The sequence below is a fragment of the Streptomyces sp. NPDC096152 genome (assembly GCF_044763235.1).
Lineage (GTDB): Bacteria > Actinomycetota > Actinomycetes > Streptomycetales > Streptomycetaceae > Streptomyces.
Genome location: NZ_JBIWFW010000007.1, coordinates 431,342 through 451,321 on the forward strand (window position 1 = coordinate 431,342; position 19,980 = coordinate 451,321).

Annotated in this window: 6 protein-coding genes; 5 read left to right on the top strand and 1 reads right to left on the bottom strand. The window is 70.4% G+C overall.

Features of this window, described 5'->3' with window-relative positions; translation table 11 throughout:
* Nucleotides 1–168: 168 nt before the first annotated feature.
* From ACIQ9G_RS25310 to mfd, 3 genes are all read left to right on the top strand, one after another.
* Nucleotides 169–957 carry an ABC transporter ATP-binding protein gene (locus ACIQ9G_RS25310; RefSeq protein ID WP_403613527.1) on the top strand — a complete coding sequence of 263 codons (789 nt, stop codon included), beginning with the start codon at nt 169–171 and terminating at the stop codon, nt 955–957.
* Nucleotides 954–3,530 carry an ABC transporter permease gene (locus ACIQ9G_RS25315; RefSeq protein WP_403613530.1) on the top strand — a complete coding sequence of 859 codons (2,577 nt, stop codon included), beginning with the start codon at nt 954–956 and terminating at the stop codon, nt 3,528–3,530. Before ACIQ9G_RS25310 ends, ACIQ9G_RS25315 begins: the two co-directional genes overlap by 4 nt.
* A 290-nt stretch (nt 3,531–3,820) precedes the next feature.
* Nucleotides 3,821–7,411 (top strand): transcription-repair coupling factor, encoded by a 3,591-nt coding sequence (gene mfd, locus ACIQ9G_RS25320; RefSeq protein ID WP_403613533.1) that lies wholly within the window; start codon nt 3,821–3,823, stop codon nt 7,409–7,411.
* Between the two features lie 97 nt (nt 7,412–7,508).
* On the opposite strand, the gene ACIQ9G_RS25325 is transcribed toward mfd, so the two are convergent.
* Complete coding sequence (locus ACIQ9G_RS25325) at nt 7,509–7,685, bottom strand: antitoxin (protein WP_403613536.1); 177 nt, start codon at nt 7,683–7,685, stop codon at nt 7,509–7,511.
* A gap of 240 nt (nt 7,686–7,925) precedes the next feature.
* Between ACIQ9G_RS25325 and ACIQ9G_RS25330 the strand changes: the two genes are divergently transcribed.
* Together ACIQ9G_RS25330 and ACIQ9G_RS25335 are read left to right on the top strand one after the other, a co-directional pair.
* The gene (locus ACIQ9G_RS25330; RefSeq protein WP_403613812.1) at nt 7,926–8,678 is read left to right on the top strand and encodes an HNH endonuclease family protein; all 753 of its coding nucleotides are present in this window, start codon (nt 7,926–7,928) and stop codon (nt 8,676–8,678) included.
* A 357-nt stretch (nt 8,679–9,035) separates the two neighbouring features.
* Nucleotides 9,036–19,979, top strand: a complete 10,944-nt coding sequence (locus ACIQ9G_RS25335; RefSeq protein ID WP_403613539.1) for a LamG-like jellyroll fold domain-containing protein — start codon at nt 9,036–9,038, stop codon at nt 19,977–19,979.
* Nucleotide 19,980: the final 1 nt, after the last annotated feature.

Here is a 19,980-nt window from a genome sequence, read left to right on the forward strand (position 1 = left end):
CTTGGGGGGCGGCGCACCGCACCGGCGACGGTGGGGTTTTCCCCCGGGGAAGAGGGTGCTGAGCACCAGCGCGCCAGGAAGGCGCCCCGGCCAGACTCATCGGCGTACCACTTCGTACGGCTCGTGGGCTCGTGCGACCCAACCGCTGACCGATATAGGAGACTTACCGTGACTTCGGCTGTGACCATTCCCAGGCACGGGGGTACTGGAGGGCCTACGGCCGTCGCCGCGCGGGCGCGGCAGGTCGTGAAGGCGTACGGGGCCGGGGAGACCCGGGTCGTCGCCCTCGACCACGTCGACGTGGACATCGCCCGCGGCCGGTTCACCGCGATCATGGGTCCCTCGGGGTCCGGCAAGTCCACCCTGATGCACTGCCTCGCCGGGCTCGACACCGTGACGAGCGGGCAGATCTACCTGGACGAGACCGAGATAACGGGCCTGAAGGACAAGAAGCTCACGCGGCTGCGCCGGGACCGGATCGGGTTCATCTTCCAGGCCTTCAACCTGCTGCCGACGCTGAACGCGATCGAGAACATCACCCTGCCCATGGACATCGCAGGGCGGAAGCCGGACAAGGCGTGGCTGGACCGGGTGGTGGAGACCGTGGGGCTCGCCGAGCGGCTCGGGCACCGGCCCAGCCAGCTCTCCGGCGGCCAGCAGCAGCGGGTCGCCGTGGCCCGGGCGCTCGCCGCCCGCCCCGAGATCATCTTCGGTGACGAGCCGACCGGGAACCTCGACTCGCGGGCCGGCGCCGAGGTGCTGGGCTTCCTGCGCCGGTCGGTGGACGAACTCGGGCAGACCATCGTGATGGTCACCCACGACCCGGTGGCCGCCTCCTACGCCGACCGCGTGCTGTACCTCGCCGACGGCCGGATCGTCGACGAGATGCACCAGCCGACGGCCGACCAGGTGCTGGACCGCATGAAGGACTTCGACGCCCGCGGACGGACGTCATGACCGTGCTGAAGACCTCCCTGCGCAACTTCTTCGCGCACAAGGGGCGCATGGTGCTTTCCGCGGTCGCGGTGCTGCTGTCGGTGGCGTTCGTGTGCGGCACGCTGGTGTTCACCGACACCATGAACACCACGTTCGACAAGCTGTTCGCGGTGACGGCGGCCGACGTGACCGTCTCGCCGAAGGTCGCGAAGACCGGCGAGACACCACAGGGCGGTGTGCCCGAGTCGCTGCCGGCCTCGCTGGTGGCGAAGGCGCGCGAGGCCGAGGGCGTGAAGTCGGTCGAGGGCGGCGTGGTGTCGGCGAACGTGACCGTCGTGAACGCCGACAACGAGAACATGGGCTCCTCGACCGGCGCCCCGACGATCGCCGGCAACTGGAACGGCAACGAGCTGCGCTCGATGGAGATCACCTCCGGGCACGCCCCGCGCGGGCCGACCGAGACGATGGTCGACGCCGACACCGCCGACAAGCACCACCTCAAGCTCGGCGACGAGCTGCGCACCATCGCGCAGACCGGCGACTTCAAGACGCGGATCGTCGGCATCGCCACCTTCAAGGTGACCAACCCCGGCGCCGCCATCCTCTACTTCGACACCGCCACCGCCCAGCGCGAACTGCTCGGCGCCACCGGCCGGTTCACCCACCTCAACATCACCGCCGCAACCGGCGTCTCCGACGGGACGCTGAAGCGGAACGTCGCGCGCACCCTGGCCGGGACCGGCTCCGGGCCGTACAAGATCCAGACCGCCAAGGAGAACGCGGACGAGAACCGCGAGAGCGTCGGCGCGTTCATGAACGTCATCAAGTACGCCATGCTCGGCTTCGCCGGGATCGCGTTCCTGGTCGGCATCTTCCTGATCATCAACACCTTCTCGATGCTGGTCGCCCAGCGCACCCGGGAGATCGGCCTGATGCGGGCGATCGGCTCCTCGCGCCGGCAGGTCAACCGTTCGGTGCTGGTGGAGGCGCTGCTGCTCGGTGTCGTCGGCTCGATCCTGGGCGTCGGCGCGGGCGTCGGCATCGCGGTCGGCCTGATGAAGCTGATGTCGGCGATGGGCATGGAGCTGTCCACGCGGGACCTGACGGTGAAGGCGACCACGCCGGTGGCGGGGCTGCTGCTCGGCGTCGTGGTCACCGTGCTCGCCGCCTACCTCCCGGCGCGCCGGGCCGGCAAGGTCTCCCCGATGGCCGCGCTGCGCGACGCGGGCACTCCGGCCGACGGCCGGGCGGGCCGGGTGCGGGGCGTGATCGGCCTGGTCCTCACCGGCGCCGGTGCCGCGGCCCTGTTCGCGGCGGCCGGGGCGAAGAAGGCGAGCGAGGGCTCGCTCGTCCTGGGGCTCGGCGTGGTGCTGACCCTGATCGGCTTCGTCGTCGTCGGGCCGCTGCTGGCCGGCGGGCTGGTGCGGGTGATCAGCGCGGTGCTGCTGCGGGTGTTCGGGCCGGTCGGCCGCATGGCCGAGCGCAACGCCCTGCGCAACCCGCGCCGCACCGGCGCCACCGGGGCCGCGCTGATGATCGGCCTCGCGCTGGTGGCGTGCCTGTCGGTGGTCGGCTCCTCGATGGTCGCCTCGGCCACGGACGAGCTGGACCGGTCGGTCGGCGCGGACTTCATCGTCCAGGGGCGGCAGCGGATCGTGCCGCAGGCCGAGCAGGCCATGCGGAACACGCCCGGCCTGGCCCACGTCACCCGCTACAAGACGCTCGACGCCACGCTGACCTCGCCCGACGGGCAGGTCGACGACCACGGGGTGACGGCCGCGGACCCGTCGTACGCCGAGGACCTGCGCCGGACCACCACCGCCGGCTCCCTGGCGGCGGCCTACGGCGACGACGCCATGTCGGTCGGCTCCGACTACGCGAAGAAGCACGGCGTGCACGTCGGCGACACCCTCACCGTCGCCTTCAAGGGCGGCCGGACGGCCAGGCTGAAGGTCGCGGCCGTCACCAGCGACGACGCCGCCATCGACAAGGGCGCGCGCTACCTGAGCATCGCGACCATGCAGAAGTACGTCCCGAAGGACAGGATCCCGCCGAACCAGATCATGTTCGCCAAGGCCCTGGACGGCCGGGAGAAGCAGGCGTACGCGGCGCTGAAGAGCGCGATGAAACGGTACCCGCAGTACCAGGTGCGGGACCAGACCGACTACAAGCAGGAGCTGAAGGACCAGGTGGGCCGGCTCCTGAACATGGTCTACGGCCTGCTCGCCCTGGCGATCGTCGTCGCGGTCCTCGGCGTGGTGAACACCCTCGCCCTGTCGGTGGTCGAGCGGACCCGGGAGATCGGCCTGCTGCGGGCGATCGGCCTGTCGCGCCGGCAGCTGCGGCGGATGATCCGCCTGGAGTCGGTGGTGATCGCCCTGTTCGGCGCGCTGCTGGGCCTCGGGCTGGGCATGGGCTGGGGCGCGACCGCGCAGAAGCTGCTCGCGCTGGAGGGCCTGAAGGTGCTGGACATCCCCTGGCCGACGATCACCGGGGTGTTCGTCGGCTCGGCCTTCGTGGGCCTGCTCGCCGCCCTGATCCCGGCCTTCCGGGCGGGCCGGATGAACGTCCTGAACGCGATCGCGACCGAGTAGCCGCACGGCCGCACCGCACGCCGGGAACCACCGCACACGGGGGTTGCGGGGGCGGGCCCGGTGCCGGGAAGTCCCTGACTTCCCGGCACCGGGCCTTTGTGCGCCGCCCGCCCGGGCACCCGCGGGGTGCGGGTTGGCCGGGCGTTGTCCACAGGCCCGGCGGTCGTCGGTGCGGCGTCGTACGCTGGAGGGACCCCCGGCCCGCGGCGCGTGTCGGGCTCTTCGTGTTGTCCACCAGCCCTGCCCACCCCCTTGCCCACCTCCTCGCCACCCCGGACGGAAAGCCCTCCATGAGCCTGCACGGTCTGCTCGACGCCGTCGTCAAGGACCCCGCCCTAGCGGAAGCGATCACCGCGGCCGCGGACGGCAACCGCATGCACGTCGACCTGGTCGGGCCCTCGGCGGCCCGCCCCTTCGCGGTCGCCGCGCTGGCCCGCGAGACCGGCCGCCCCGTCCTCGCGGTGACGGCGACCGGCCGCGAGGCCGAGGACCTGGCCGCGGCGCTGCGCTCGCTGCTGCCCCCCGAGGGCGTGGTGGAGTACCCCTCCTGGGAGACGCTCCCGCACGAGCGCCTCAGCCCCCGCAGCGACACCGTCGGCCGCCGCCTCGCCGTCCTGCGGCGCCTGGCCCACCCCCGGCCCGACGACCCCGAGACCGGCCCGGTCTCCGTCGTCGTGGCGCCGGTGCGCTCGGTGCTCCAGCCGCAGGTCAAGGGCCTCGGCGACCTGGAGCCGGTGTCCCTGGGATCCGGGCAGTCCGCCGACCTGAACGAGATCGTCGAAGCCCTCGCCGCGGCCGCGTACGCGCGCGTGGAGCTGGTGGAGAAGCGCGGCGAGTTCGCCGTGCGCGGCGGCATCCTCGACGTCTTCCCGCCCACCGAGGAACACCCCCTGCGCATCGAGTTCTGGGGTGACGACGTCGAGGAGATCCGCTACTTCAAGGTCGCCGACCAGCGCTCCCTGGAGGTCGCCGAGCACGGCCTGTGGGCGCCGCCCTGCCGGGAGCTGCTGCTCACCGAGGACGTCCGCACCCGCGCCGCGGCCCTGGCCGAGCGCCACCCCGAGCTCGGCGAACTGCTCGGCAAGATCGCCGAGGGCATCGCCGTGGAGGGCATGGAGTCCCTGGCGCCGGTCCTCGTCGACGACATGGAGCTGCTGATCGACGTCCTGCCCAAGGGCGCCATGGCCGTGGTCTGCGACCCCGAGCGGGTGCGCACCCGCGCCTCCGACCTTGTGGCGACCTCGCAGGAGTTCCTGCAGGCGTCCTGGGCGGCCACCGCGGGATCGGGGCGTGCGGGCGAAGCCCGCTCGGTTGAGGGTGGTGGTGGGCGACGGGCGGGAGGCGAGGCGCCCATCGACGTCGGCGCGGCCTCCCTGCGGTCCATCGCCGACGTCCGCGACCGGGCCCGTGAGCTGGACATGATGTGGTGGTCGGTGTCGCCGTTCGCCGCCGACGAGTCCGCCGGGGACGGCGACACGCTGAAGCTGGGGATGCGCGCCCCCGAGACGTACCGCGGTGACACCGCGAGGGCGCTCGCCGACACCAAGGGCTGGCTCGCCGAGGGCTGGCGCACCGTCTTCGTCACCGAGGGCCACGGCCCGGCCTCGCGCACGGTCGAGGTGCTCGGCGGCGAGGGCGTCGCGGCCCGGCTGGACGCCGACCTCGGCGAGATCTCGCCGTCCCTGGTGCACGTGGCCTGCGGCTGCATCGACCACGGCTTCGTCGACCCGGCGCTGAAGCTGGCGGTGCTCACCGAGACCGACCTCTCCGGCCAGAAGGCGTCCGGCCGGGACGGCGCCCGGATGCCGGCCCGCCGCCGCAAGACCATCGACCCGCTCACCCTGGAGGCGGGCGACTACATCGTCCACGAGCAGCACGGCGTCGGCCGCTACATCGAGATGGTGCAGCGCACCGTCCAGGGCGCCACCCGCGAGTACCTGGTGGTGGAGTACGCCCCCGCCAAGCGCGGCCAGCCCGGCGACCGCCTGTACATCCCCACCGACCAGCTGGAGCAGATCACCAAGTACGTCGGCGGCGAGGCCCCCACCCTGCACCGCCTGGGCGGCGCCGACTGGACGAAGACGAAGGCCCGCGCGAAGAAGGCGGTCAAGGAGATCGCCGCGGACCTGATCAGGCTGTACTCCGCGCGGATGGCCGCCCCCGGGCACGCCTTCGGCGGGGACACGCCCTGGCAGCGCGAGCTGGAGGACGCCTTCCCCTACGCGGAGACGCCCGACCAGCTCACCACGATCGCCGAGGTCAAGGAGGACATGGAGAAGACGGTCCCGATGGACCGCCTGATCTGCGGCGACGTCGGCTACGGCAAGACGGAGATCGCGGTCCGCGCCGCCTTCAAGGCCGTCCAGGACGGCAAGCAGGTCGCGGTGCTGGTGCCGACGACGCTGCTGGTGCAGCAGCACTTCGGGACGTTCGGCGAGCGGTACGCGCAGTTCCCGGTGAATGTGCGCGCGCTGTCCCGCTTCCAGACCGACACCGAGGCGAAGGCGGTCCTGGAGGGACTGAAGGACGGCTCGGTGGACGTCGTCATCGGCACCCACCGGCTGTTCTCCTCCGAGACCAAGTTCAAGGACCTGGGCCTGGTCATCGTCGACGAGGAGCAGCGCTTCGGCGTCGAGCACAAGGAGCAGCTGAAGAAGCTGCGCGCCAACGTCGACGTGCTCACCATGTCGGCGACCCCGATCCCGCGCACCCTGGAGATGGCGGTCACCGGCATCCGCGAGATGTCCACGATCACCACCCCGCCGGAGGAGCGCCACCCGGTGCTCACCTTCGTCGGACCGTACGAGGAGAAGCAGATCGGCGCCGCGATCCGCCGTGAGCTGCTGCGCGAGGGCCAGGTCTTCTACATCCACAACCGGGTGGAGTCGATCGACCGGGCGGCGGCGCGGCTGCGGGAGATCGTGCCCGAGGCGCGTATCGCCACCGCCCACGGCCAGATGTCGGAGCAGGCGCTGGAGCAGGTCGTCGTCGACTTCTGGGAGAAGAGGTTCGACGTGCTGGTCTCGACGACGATCGTCGAGTCCGGCATCGACATCTCCAACGCCAACACCCTGATCGTGGAGCGCGGCGACAACTTCGGCCTGTCCCAGCTGCACCAGCTGCGCGGCCGGGTGGGCCGGAGCCGCGAGCGCGGCTACGCCTACTTCCTCTACCCGCCGGAGAAGCCGCTGACCGAGACCGCCCACGAGCGGCTGGCGACCATCGCCCAGCACACCGAGATGGGCGCGGGCATGTACGTGGCGATGAAGGACCTGGAGATCCGCGGCGCGGGCAACCTGCTCGGCGGTGAGCAGTCCGGCCACATCGCGGGCGTCGGCTTCGACCTGTACATCCGTATGGTCGGCGAGGCGGTCGCCGACTACCGGCGGCAGCTGGAGACCGGCGAGATCGAGGAGGAGGCTCCCCTCGAGGTCAAGATCGAGCTGCCGGTCGACGCGCACGTCCCGCACGACTACGCCCCCGGCGAGCGGCTGCGCCTGCAGGCCTACCGGGCCATCGCCTCCGCCAACTCGGAGGAGGACGTGAAGGCGGTCCGCGAGGAACTCACCGACCGCTACGGCAAGTTGCCGGAGCCGGTGGAGAACCTGCTGCTGGTGGCGGGCCTGCGGATGCTGGCCCGGGCCTGCGGCGTCGGCGAGATCGTCCTTCAGGGCGCCAACATCCGCTTCGCACCGGTGGAGTTGCGCGAGTCACAGGAGCTGCGGCTTAAGCGCCTGTACCCGGGATCGGTGATCAAGCCGGCCGTCCACCAGGTCCTGGTGCCCCGCCCGAAGACCGCCAAGGTCGGCGGCAAGCCGCTCGTCGGACGCGAACTGCTCGGCTGGGTCGGCGAGTTCCTCGCGTCGGTCCTGGGTTCGTAGCAGGTTCGCGACACGCTGTTCGTGCCAAGCTGTTCGTGACACGCCGTCGGGCCACCGGCCTCCCAGGGCCGGTGGCGCGTCCCGCCTTCCTTCGCCGCTAGGGCTGCTGTTCGTCGGGACGGCGTTCCTGCTCCATGCCGATGCGGCGCTCCGCCTGCTGCTGGGCCTGGTCGACCTGGGACTCGTACTTGTTGCCCGTCCTCTCGTCGACCTTCCGCTCGGCCGTGTCGGACACGCTCTTGGCCTTGTGCCTGAACTTGTCGAAGATGCCCATGGAAGAGCTCCTTCCGGACGTCGCTTCGACCGACGATACGCCCGGTATGCGCCGGGTGCCTCTTCGCGCCCCATATGGCATGGACATCTTCGTCGCTAACGTGGGAAGCCGGAGAACGACCGCCCGTGTCGGGGCGGGACCGGGAGGCAAGGGGAGGGGCGCATCGTGACGCGTCTGAGGGGCGGGGCCGCCGTGCGCGCGGAGGGGCGCGTGGGGCACGGAGGCGGGCGCCGGAGCGCCCTGGTGACGTCGGCCGCGCTGCTGGCCGGCGGGCTGCTGCTCGGCGGCTGCAAGGACCTCGCCCCGCCCGTGGACAGCGGGCCGTCCGGCTCCGCCGTGCCGACCGCCGGTGACGGTCGCGCGGTGAGCCCGCTGGAGAACCCGGACGGCACGAAGCCCGGCCTGGCGGCGATCACGTCCGCCGCGGACCTGGCGAGGGCGCGCTCGCTGATCGGGAAGGTCGCGACGAAGGGGCGCGGTCCGAAGACGGGCTACGAGCGCGACGAGTTCGGTTACGCCTGGATGGACTCGGCTCCGGGCGGCATCCCCTACGCGCACAACGGGTGCGACTCGCGCAACGACCTCCTCAAGCGGGACGGGGAGCGGCTCCGCTTCCGGTCGGGCTCGAACTGCGTGGTCGCCTCGATGACCCTGCACGACCCGTACACGGGCAGGACCATCGAGTGGACCAAGTCCCGTGCCGCGAGGGTCCAGATCGACCACGTCATGCCGCTGTCGTACGACTGGCAGATGGGCGCCACGCACTGGGCGAAGGGCAAGCGGGAGGACATCGCCAACGACCCGCTCAACCTGATCCCGGTGGACGGGCCGACCAACGGCGCGAAGGGCGACTCCGGGCCGGCGACCTGGCTGCCGCCGAGCAAGCCGATCCGCTGCGCCTACTCGGTGCGCTTCGCCCAGGTGTCGGTGAAGTACGACCTTCCGGTGACGGCGGCCGACAAGCGGATGATGCTGCGGCAGTGCGGCGGCTGAAGTTCGCTCGTACGCAGCAAAGGTGACGGAGCACCAGGAAGTGAGTCACCGTCGGATGAACAAGTGATACGGGTCCCGTAACGGAACCGTAAAGACGTTCACAAGTCGCAAAGGGGCGCCGGACAGCAAAGCGGTCAGGTTCAGCAAGAGGCGGTCAAGGTCTGCACAAGATCGTTCCTTGACGTGTCCACAGGATGTTCACCAGAGGGCAAGATCAGCGCGTTTCTGTGTCGTTCTTGACCGCTGGAGTCGAATCCCGTGCCTCTGTGGCCGCTCAGCCGCCGCCCACGCCCCGCGCGCACCGCGCGTCGCGTGCGGCCAGCCCTTCTCGCACGTCGTACGCAACGCCTCGTCGCCATGGCGGCGCTCACCGCGCTCGCCCTGATGCTGACGACGGATCAGGCCCTCGCCGAGGGACTGGAACTGAGCCGCGTCGACCTGCCGAGCCTGAGCGCGTCCTCGCTCGCGTCCTGGTTCACCGACCCGCACTGGGGCAAGCTGCCGCACCAGCGGTCCGGCACGGCCACCGGCCACCGGCACCACGTCTCCGCCGACGCCACCGACGCCCACCGCGGCGCGGGCCACGCCCCCGGCAAGGGCCGCGGCGAACTGGCCGCCTACCACCCGCACGCGAGCGCCGTGAAGCACGGCCGCAGCGCGGGCGGCGCCTTCAACGCCAAGACCAGCAAGCGGAACGCCGCCAAGTCCACGCGCAACGAGACCGTCTACGACAACGCCGACGGCTCCACCACCCGGCAGATATCGCCCTCACCCGTCAACTACCAGGTGGGCAAGGGCCGCTGGGCGCCGATCGACGTGGACGTACGGGCCGGGCCGGACGGCCGCTGGCACGAGAAGGCCAACTCCCTCGCCGTCGACCTCGGCGCCAAGGCCACCGACTCCGCCCTGGCCTCCCTCGCACCCGACGACAAGCACCGCGTCGCCTACGCCCTTCAGGGCGCCGCCCCCGTCCGGGGCACCGCGCACGGCTCGACCGTCACCTACGGCGGCGTCCTCGACGCCACCGACCTGAAGCTGTCGCCCACCGCCACCGGCGTGAAGGAGTCGGTCGTCCTGCACTCCGCGGACGCCGCCAACTCCTGGACCTTCCCGCTCACCCTCGAGGGCCTCACCCCCGTCCAGCACAAGAACGGCTGGATCGACCTCAGGAACTCCGCCGGCAAGACCGTCGAGCGCATCCCTCCGGCGTACGCGTACGACGCGAAGGTGAACCGCCGCTCCGGTGACCCGGCCACCACCCACGACGTCACCTCCGAGCTGGTCCACGGCAAGGACGGCTACGCGCTGAAGGTGACCCTGGACAGCCGCTGGCTGCACGACTCCCACCGCGTCTTCCCGGTCACCGTCGACCCGACCGTCACCGACGGCTGGACCACCACCTACGCCGAGTCCGGGGCCGGCAACAACGTCGACCACTCCTACGAGCAGACCATCAAGGTCGGTTCCTACGACTCCGGCACCCACTCGGCCAACAGCTTCGTCAACCACTGGGACACCGCCTGGGACGCCAGCGGCGCCACCGTCACCTCGGCGTCCCTGAAGCTCTTCGACACCTGGGCCTCCACCTGCACCGCCGAGCGGTTCGACGTCGCCCTGGTGACCGGCTCCTGGACCCCCGAGTCCGTCACCTCCTACCCGGGCCCCTCCAAGGGCTCCTCCATCGGCAACCTCACGCCCAGTGTGCCCACCGCGTGCGCCAACACCGCCGCCGACCGCACCGTGGGCGACTGGGTGACGGTCTCGCTGTCCACCTCCGCGATCCAGGGCTGGTTCAGCGGCACCACCGCCGACCACGGCCTCGCGGTCTACGCCGCGACCACCGACAACCTGCACTGGAAGCAGTTCGGCTCCTTCAACGACCCGAACCTCGGCCCGGTCCTCTCGGTCACCTACACCGGCAACACCGCGCCGCAGCTGTACGAGCAGTTCCCGCAGGACAACGCCGTCGTCGGCACCACCCAGCCCGAACTGACGGCCTGGGCCGGCGGCGCCAACTCCACCAGCGGCAGCAACAACCAGTACCTCTTCCAGGTCTACGACGCCTCCGGCGCCAAGGTCGCCGACTCGGGCCTGGTCGCCACCGGCGACTGGACCGTCCCCGCCGGCAAGCTCGCCTGGGGCAAGGCCTACACCTGGACCGTCAAGGCGTACGACTCCGCCACCAACCTGTACTCCCCGGCCGATCCGTACACGCTGTCCGTGCAGGTCCCGCAGCCCGTGATCACCTCCGGGCTGTCGCAGAACAGCAGCGACCACGGCTTCGACGCGGCCATCGGCAACTACACGACCTCCGACACCGACGCCTCCGTCTCCACCGTCGGCCCCTCCCTGGACGTCGAGCGCGACTACAACTCCCGCGACCCGCGCTGGACCGGCGCCTTCGGCTCCGGCTGGTCGAGCATCTTCGACTCCCGGGCCACCGAGCAGTACAACGCCTCCGGCGCGGTCACCAGCGCCGTCGTCACCTACCCCGACGGCTCCCAGGTCGGCTACGGCAAGAACAGCGACGGCACCTTCACCCCCGGCAACGGACGGTTCGCCACCTTCAAGACGGTCACCGGCGGCTACACGCTGACCGACAAGGACGACACCGTCTACACCTTCACCCAGTCCCTGGGCTCCGGCGGTTACGGCCTGACCTCGGTCACCGACGCCAACGGCCGTGCGATCAACCTCACCTGGGCCGGCGGACACGTCACCAAGATGACGTCCGCCGTCTCCGGCCGCTCCCTGTCGCTGACCTGGAGCACCCCCTCGGGCGCGCAGGCGGCGCACGTGGCGACCGTGGTCACCGACCCCGTCACCCCGGGCGACGCCTCCACCGCCCAGACGTGGACCTACGGCTACACCGGCGACCAGCTCACCAAGGTCTGCTCGCCGCTGTCCACCACCAAGTGCACCACCTACGGCTACGCCTCCGGCTCCGGCTACCGCAACGCGGCCCTCGACCTCGACCCGCACACCTTCTGGCCGCTGTCGGAGACCTCGGGCACCAGCGCCAAGGACACGATCCTCGCCAACGAGGGCACGACCGACGCGACGTACGAGAACGTCACCCTCGGCCAGGCCACCGGCCCGCTCACCGGGTCCTCGGCGAAGGCCGCCACCTTCAACGGCACCTCCTCCGACGTCTCGCTGCCGAAGAACCTCGGCAACGACACCGACTCCGGCGCCCTCTCCCTGTGGTTCAAGACCTCGGCCGGCCCGGGCGTGCTCTACTCCTACGCCTCCCAGCCGATCGGCTCCGGGCAGGCCGCCGGCTTCTACACCCCGTCGATCTACGTGGGCACCGACGGCAAGCTGAACGCCGAGTTCTGGTACAGCGGCGGCGTCAACCCGATCGTGTCCTCCGCGTCCGTCGCCGACGGCAAGTGGCACCACGTGGTGCTGTCCGCCGCGGGCAACTCCCAGTCGCTGTTCCTGGACAACGCCAAGGTCGGCTCCCGCACCGGCACGGTCTCCATCAAGAGCGCGACCGCGTTCGGCAAGAACCAGTCGTTCAACTACCTCGGCACCGGCTTCCTCGGCGGCAGCTGGCCCGACGAGCCGCACTACTCGACCACCGAGAAGGACGGCTACGCCACCTACTTCAACGGCACCATCGCCGACGTCGGCTGGTACAGCCGCCCGCTGGTCGCCGCCGACGTCAACGCCCTCTACACGTACGGCACCCACGGCACCAGCCTGCTGAACTCCGTCACCCGCCCGTCCGGCAAGACCTTCGCGGCGATGAGTTACGACGCGGACTCCACCACGCTGACCCAGCTCACCGACGAGAACGGTGGCGTGTGGAAGCTCGGCACCCCGACCGTGGCCGGCTCCAGCGACACCTACCGCGGTGCCGTGCTCGGCGGCGCCCCCTCCGAGTACTTCCGCCTCGGTGAGGCCGCGGGCGCCACCACCGCCGTGGACCAGGTGCGCGGCGGCGACGGCACCTACAACACCGTGACCCTCGGCGCCACCGGCCCGTTCAGCGACGCCAAGGCCGCCACCTTCGACGGGACGGCGTCCCAGGTGACGCTGCCCGGCGGATCGGTCCCGGGCTCGGGCGCCGAGTCGACGAGCATGTGGTTCAAGACGTCGACCCCGAACGGCGTGCTGCTCGGCGCGTCCAAGAACCCGCTGTCCGCCGGCACCACGACGTCCGGCTACACCCCCGTGCTCTACGTGGGCAGCAGCGGCAAGCTGCACGGCGAGTTCTGGTTCTCCGGCGGCTCGGACAACCCCCTGGTCTCCACCGCCTCCGTGACCGACGGCAAGTGGCACCACGTGGTGCTGTCCACCTCGGCGAGCAGCCAGTCGCTGTACCTCGACGGCGGGCTCGTCGGCACGCAGACCGGCACCGCCGCGATGTCCGGCCAGACCTACACCTACGTGGGCGGCGGATTCATCGGCGGCTACTGGCCGGACGAGCCGCACAACAGCACCACCGACAACACCGGTTACGCCACCTACTTCAAGGGCTCCATCGCCGAGGTGGCCCTCTTCCGCTCGCAGCTGTCCGACGCCGACGTCGCCGACCAGTTCGAGGCGGCGAAGAACTCCACCGGCCTGCTTCCGGTGAAGACCATCAAGGTCACCTCGCCGACCAACTCCACGCTGACGTACACCTACGACGTCACCAACAACAACCGAGCGCTGACCGAGACCGACGGCCTGGGCAACAGGACGAGCTTCGGCTACGACACCGCCGGCTTCGAGCACACCGTCACCGACCCCAACGGGGCGATGACGGTCACCGGTCACGACGTGCGCGGCAACGTGGTCTCCTCCACGTCCTGCCAGGACCAGCCCGCGAACAAGTGCAACACCGAGTACTACACGTACTACCCGGACGACACCACGCCGCAGCTGACCACCGCCGACCCGCGCAACGACCAGCTCCTGACCGAGCGCGACGGCCGGTCCTCGTCCGCGACGGACACCACCTACCTGACGTCGTTCACCTACGACTCGGCCGGCAACCAGACCAAGATCACCGGCCCGGCGGTGCCCGGCTTCCCGAACGGCCGCGGCACCACCACCGAGTACAGCGACGGCACCAGCGCCTACCCCTCCGCGGACGGCGGCACGGTGCCCAAGGGCCTGCCGGTGAAGACGGTCAGCCCGGGCGGCGCCGTCAACCAGGTGTCGTACCTCAAGAATGGTGACGTGGCCTCCACCACGGACGCCATCGGCCTGGTCACCCAGTACACCTACGACGGCCTGGGCCAGGTCACCACCCAGAAGGTCGTCTCCGACACCTACCCGAACGGCCTGGTCACGTCGTACAAGTACGACGCCGCCGGCCAGGTGGTCGAGGAGCACGACCCACAGCTCACCGACCGCGTCACCGGCGCCACGCACGCCGCGGTCACCAGCACCGTCTACGACGAGGACGGCGACACCACCTCGCAGACCGTCGCCGACGCGAGCGGCGGCGACACGTCCCGCACGCAGACGTGGACCTACGACGCCTACGACCACGTGGCGACGGAGGCCGACGCCAACGCGGCGGAGAACGCCTCCAACGGCAACACCACGACGTACACCTACGACTCGTCCGGCAACAAGACCAAGGAGGTCACCACCGCCGGCAACGAGACCCGCTACACCTACGACGACAACGGCAACCTGCTCACCCAGGGCCTGATGTCCACCGGCGACCCGACGAACCCGCAGCCGGCGGCCCTGCTCACCGAGTCCTCCCGGGCCTACGACCCGGCCGGACGGCTCGCGTCGATCACCGACGCGATGGGCAACACCACGTCGTACACGTACACCGACGACGGTCTGACCGCGACGGTGAAGCGCACCAGCGCCGACGGCAAGAGCATCTACACGCTGGAGTCGGACACCTACGACGCGGCCGGCAACCTGCTGCAGTCCACGTCCGACAACGGCGAGACCGTCACCAAGTACACGGTCGACGCCGCCTCCCGGACCACCTCCACCGAGTTGGACCCGACCGGCGTGGACCGCGTGACCACGGTGTCGTACACCCCGGACGACCAGGTCGCCTCCGAGAGCGACCACGACGCCTCCGGCTACGACCGCACCACCACCAACACCTACGACGACATGGGCAACCTGCTCAGCGAGACGCTGTACGGGGACGCCTCCGGTCACCCGGCGGGCTGGTGGAAGCTGAACCAGACGTCCGGCAGGTCCGTCACGGACTCCTCCGGCACCGGCAACACCGCGACCGCGGACCCCGGTGTGACCTGGGCGGACGACGCGGCGAAGTTCGCGGGCTCCAGCACCGGCACCGGTGACGTGATCGCCACCAACAGCCCGGTCCTGGACACCACCGCCTCGTACACGGTCTCGGCCTGGGTGAACCTGACCGACACCTCCACCTACCGCACCTTCGTCGCACAGGGCGGCACCAACCGCGCCTCGTTCTACCTCCAGTACTCCAAGGCCGACAACGCCTTCCGCTTCCACGCGGCGAACTCCGACACCGCCTCACCGTCCGCGTACTACGACGCGACGGCCGGCTCCGCGGCGCCGCTGAACACCTGGACCCACCTGGTCGGCGTCTTCGACGCGAGCAACGGCTCGATGAAGCTGTACGTCGACGGTGCGCAGTCCGGGACGACGGCGACCAACACCTCGCCGTGGACCGGCACCGGCCCGCTGTCCATCGGCGGTGCGAAGACCGCGGGCGGCACCACGAGCGACGTGGTGGCCGGCGAGGTCGGGAACGTGCAGGTCTACCAGCGCGCCCTGTCCGCCACCGAGGTCTCCTCGCTCTACGGCAAGGGCCGCTCCGGCGGCACGGTCGGCTCCTCCGACGCGCAGACCACGAAGTACGCCTACGACAAGCGCGGCCTGCCGACGTCCATGACGGACGCCGAGCAGCACACCACCGACTACAGCTACGACGAGGCGGGCAACCTCGCCGTCACCACCGCGCCCGCCGTCCAGGCTGAGCCGGACGGCACCACCGCCTCCACCGTCCGCCCGGTCACCACCAGCGGCTTCAACACCTTCGGCGAGGGCGTCGAGGAGCAGGACCCGAACGGCCTGGTCACCACCACGGTGTACGACGCCGAGGGCAACAAGGTCTCCGAGACCCTGCCGCCGTACACCCCGAGCGGCGCCTCCTCGGCCAACGCGGGCACGACCGTCTACACCTACGACAGCGAGGGCAACCAGAACTCCGTCACCTCGCCCGGCGGCAAGACCACGTCGTACCTGTACGACCAGATGGGCAACCTCGCCCAGACCACCGCCCCGGACGGCACCAAGACGCACGCCACCTACGACGCCGACGGCGAGCAGCTCTCGGCGACGGACCCGACCGGCGCGCAGACCCAGGCCACGTACGACTTCCTGGGCCGCCAGCTCACGCAGTCGACGCTGGAGCGCTACCCGTCGACACGGACGCTGACCACCACCAACTCCTACGCGGTCACCACCGGCAACCCCTACGGCGCGCACGCCGCCTCCACCACCTCCCCGGGCGGTGTGACGACGCAGTACGCCTACAACCGGGCCGGTGACATCACCTCCGTCACCGACGGCGCGGGCAACACCACCAGCTACGCCTACGACTTCGAGGGCAACCGCGCGAAGACGACGCTGGCGGACGGCACCTACACGACGACCGACTACAACGACGACGGCGACCCGACGGCCACCCGGTCCTACGACGCGAGCGGCACCAAGCTCTGGGAGACCTCGCAGGCCTACGACGGCGTCGGCAACATGACCGCCGCCACGGACGCCAACGGCCACACCAGCCGCTTCACCTACGACGCGGCCGGCACCATCACGCAGGAGATCCAGCCGGTCGACGCCTCCACGTCGATCACCACGACCTTCGGCTACGACGCGTCCGGCAACCGGACCCGCTTCACCGACGGCCGCGGCAACTCCTGGCGCTACTCGTACACGCCGTGGGGACAGCAGGAGAAGGTGATCGAGCCGACCACCGCCAAGTACACCTCGGCGGCCGACTCGACGACGACCTTCGCCTACGACGCCGACGGCCAGATGACCGGCGCGACGCTGCCGGGCGGCGTGACGACGTCGATGACGTACGACTCGCTGGGCCAGCTGAAGTCCATGTCCGGCTCGGGCGCGGACGCGGCGACGGCCACGCGCAGCTTCACCTACGACACGGACGGCCGGGTGCTCTCGGCGGACACCGCGGAGGCGGGCACGGCCGGCGCGGTGGACCACCAGGACGCCACGCACGACGCGTTCACCTACGACGACCGCGGTGACGTCCTGACCGCCTCGGGCTCGGCGGGCTCCTCCAGCTTCGCCTACAACGACGACGGCTCGATGACCTCCCGCACGGACGCGGCGGGCACGACGACGTACGGCTACGACACGGCCGGCCGACTGTCGTCCCTGAACGACGCGGCCACGGGCACCCAGCTCACGTACTCGTACGGCCGGCTGAACGAGCTGAAGTCGGTCAAGTACGGCTCCACCGGCCAGACCCGCACCTTCGGCTACAACAGCGCGCACGAACTCACCAGCGACGTCCTGGTCCAGGACGCCTCGACGCTGGCGAGCTTCACGTACGGCTACGACCTGAACGGCAACCTGACGTCGAAGACGACGACGGGCGTGTCGGGCGCGTCCTCCAACACCTACGGCTACGACTGGGCCAACCGCCTCACGTCGTGGAACGACGGCACGAAGACGACGACGTACGGCTACGACGCCTCGGGCAACCGCATCCGCCGCGGCTCGGACGTGTTCACGTACGACGAGCGCGACCAGCTCACGTCGGACGGCGTCAACTCCTACGACTACTCGGCCCGCGGCACGATGACGCAGGAGGCGTCGGCGAGCGGCACGGTGGCGTACCAGACGGACGCCTTCGGCGGCCAGATCGTCGCCGGCCAGCAGTCCTACACGCAGGACGCGATGGGCCGGAACGTCTCCGACCGGGACCGGGCGTCCAGCACCACCCGCACCTTCGCCTACTCGGGCGCGGACAACACGATCGCCTCCGACGGCGACAGCAACTACACCTACGACCCGTCCGGCGGCATCGTCGGCATCAAGCCGGCCGGCGGCGGCAGCGGGGTGCTGGCGCTGACGGACCAGCACAACGACGTGGTGGGCACGTTCGCCTCGGGTGCGACCTCGCTGGCGGGCTCCGTCTCGTACGACCCGATGGGCAAGGTGGTCTCGCCGACCAACACGATCAGCGGCCACCTGGGCTTCCAGTCCGGGTGGACGGAGCCGGGCACGGGCGACGTCGGCACGGCCTCGCGCTGGTACAACCCGGACACGGGTGTGTTCCTGAACAAGGACAGCATCTCGCTGAACCCGGTGCCGAACTCGGTGGCGGCGAACCCGTTCGCCTACGTCGACGACAACCCGCTGGCCGGTACCGACGAGTCGGGCAACTGCTCCTGGTACGACGTGGTGTGCGGGGCGAAGAAGGTCGCGCACAAGGTGAGCCACGCCGTCCGGCACGTGGCGCACAAGGTGTACCACGCGGTCAAGCACGTGGCCCGCAAGGTGGTCCACGCGGTCAAGCACGCGGCCCACAAGGTGGTGCACCACGTGCGGGACTACTACCACGCCACGGTGCGGGTGGTCCGGCGCGTCTACCACTACGCCGCGAGGCATGTGAGACGGGCGTATCACCGGGTCGTCCACGCGGTGCACTCGGCGTACCACCGGGTCTCGCGTGCGGTGCACCGGGTGGTGCACGCGGTGAAGCAGGCGGCGCACAAGGTCGCGCACGTGGTGAGGAAGGCCGCGCACGCGGTCGCCCACGCGGCGAGGACGGCGTACCACGCGACGGTCAAGGCGGCGAAGTCGGCGGCGAAGTACGTCAAGCACCACGCCGCGGCGATCACCTCGTTCGTGGTGTCCACGGCGGTGTTCGCGGGCTGTGAGGCGGTGACGGCCGGTGTCGGCTCGATCGGCTGCGCGGCGGCCGCGGGCGCGGCGGGCGCGCTGGTGGAGCAGGGCTTCAAGTGCGCGGAGAACGGCGGCGGCGACTGCAGCGTGGGCGCCTTCGCGGGCTCGGCCCTCGAAGGCGGCGTCGCGGGCGCCCTGGGCGGCGCCCTGGGCAGCCTGGGCGGCAAGATCCTGGCGAAGGTCGCCCCGAAGGCGATGAAGGTCGTCGGCGGTCTCTTTGGCAAGGGCGCGACCGAGGCCGAGGAGACGGCGGCGACGGACGCGACGGAGGAAGCGGCTTCGGCGGCGGAGTCGGAGGGGGCGGGGACACGTAGCCAGTCCCAGTCCAACGCGACGTGTCACAGCTTCACCGCAGGCACCCGGGTGCTCTTGGCCGACGGCACGACCAAGGCCATCGACCACGTCAAGGTGGGCGACACCATCGCCAACTCGGTGCCGGGCGCGAAGGGCACGGAGGCGCACAAGGTCACGGACGTGATCGTCACGCGCACGGACCGCGACTTCGTGGACCTGACGATCAAGGACGCGGGCAAGTCCGCCGGCAAGAAGTCGGTGAAGGCCGGCGCGAAGGCCGCGGTCAAGTCCGTGGCGAAGAAGGCGGCCCGCAAGGCGGCCTTCGGCCTCGCGGCCTCGGCGGCAGTGCTCGGCGCCCTGTCGGCCGGCCACGGCCACGGTGACGCGCACCAGCCGTCGACGGCGCCGGTGGCGGCGGTCGGCAAGGTTTCGCCGGCGCAGGCCACCAGGGCCGACGCGCAGGACGCCCACCTGACGACGACCTTCCACCACCCCTTCTACGACAAGACCCAGTCCGCCTTCGTCGAGGCCAAGGACCTCAACCCCGGCGACGTCCTCCAGACCCCGACCGGCACGACCGAGGTCACCGGTGTCCGCCTGTACCACGCGCACACCACGACGTACGACCTGACCATCGGCACCCTCCACACGTACTATGTGGAAGCCGGGAAAACGCCGGTTCTCGTACATAACTGTGACCCGGCTGAGGTTACGGTCAGCTACCGAGAAGGGATGCCGAGGAACGAGTTCGACAAGAAGGCAGACGCCCTTCAGAAGCTCAGTGACGAGGGCAAGCTGTTCAAGGCTCCCAATCCGGTTGCGCGGGACCGATCGGTGACCGCCAACTACAAGGCAGATTTGATCCGGCGAGTCTACGACCAGTTCGGCGAGAACAACCGCGGGTTTGCTGACGCGCTGAAAGAGCGGATCCTGACCAGAATGGATCCCGACCATGTGCATGAATTGCAACTGGGTGGCCCCGACGTGGCCAGCAACTTGAAAATGCTGGATCGGTTCACGAACCAGGAGATAGGACTCCGTCAGATATGGCCTCAGATTCGGCATCTGCCTGACTACACGCCAATCAAGATTCGAATTGCGAGGTAGT

Coding starts and splice junctions, on each gene's coding strand:
- ACIQ9G_RS25325 (WP_403613536.1), bottom strand. CDS start 7,685: ATGGGCATCTTCGACAAGTTCAGGCACAAGGCCAAGAGCGTGTCCGAC.
- mfd (WP_403613533.1), top strand. CDS start 3,821: ATGAGCCTGCACGGTCTGCTCGACGCCGTCGTCAAGGACCCCGCCCTA.
- ACIQ9G_RS25315 (WP_403613530.1), top strand. CDS start 954: ATGACCGTGCTGAAGACCTCCCTGCGCAACTTCTTCGCGCACAAGGGG.
- ACIQ9G_RS25335 (WP_403613539.1), top strand. CDS start 9,036: ATGGCGGCGCTCACCGCGCTCGCCCTGATGCTGACGACGGATCAGGCC.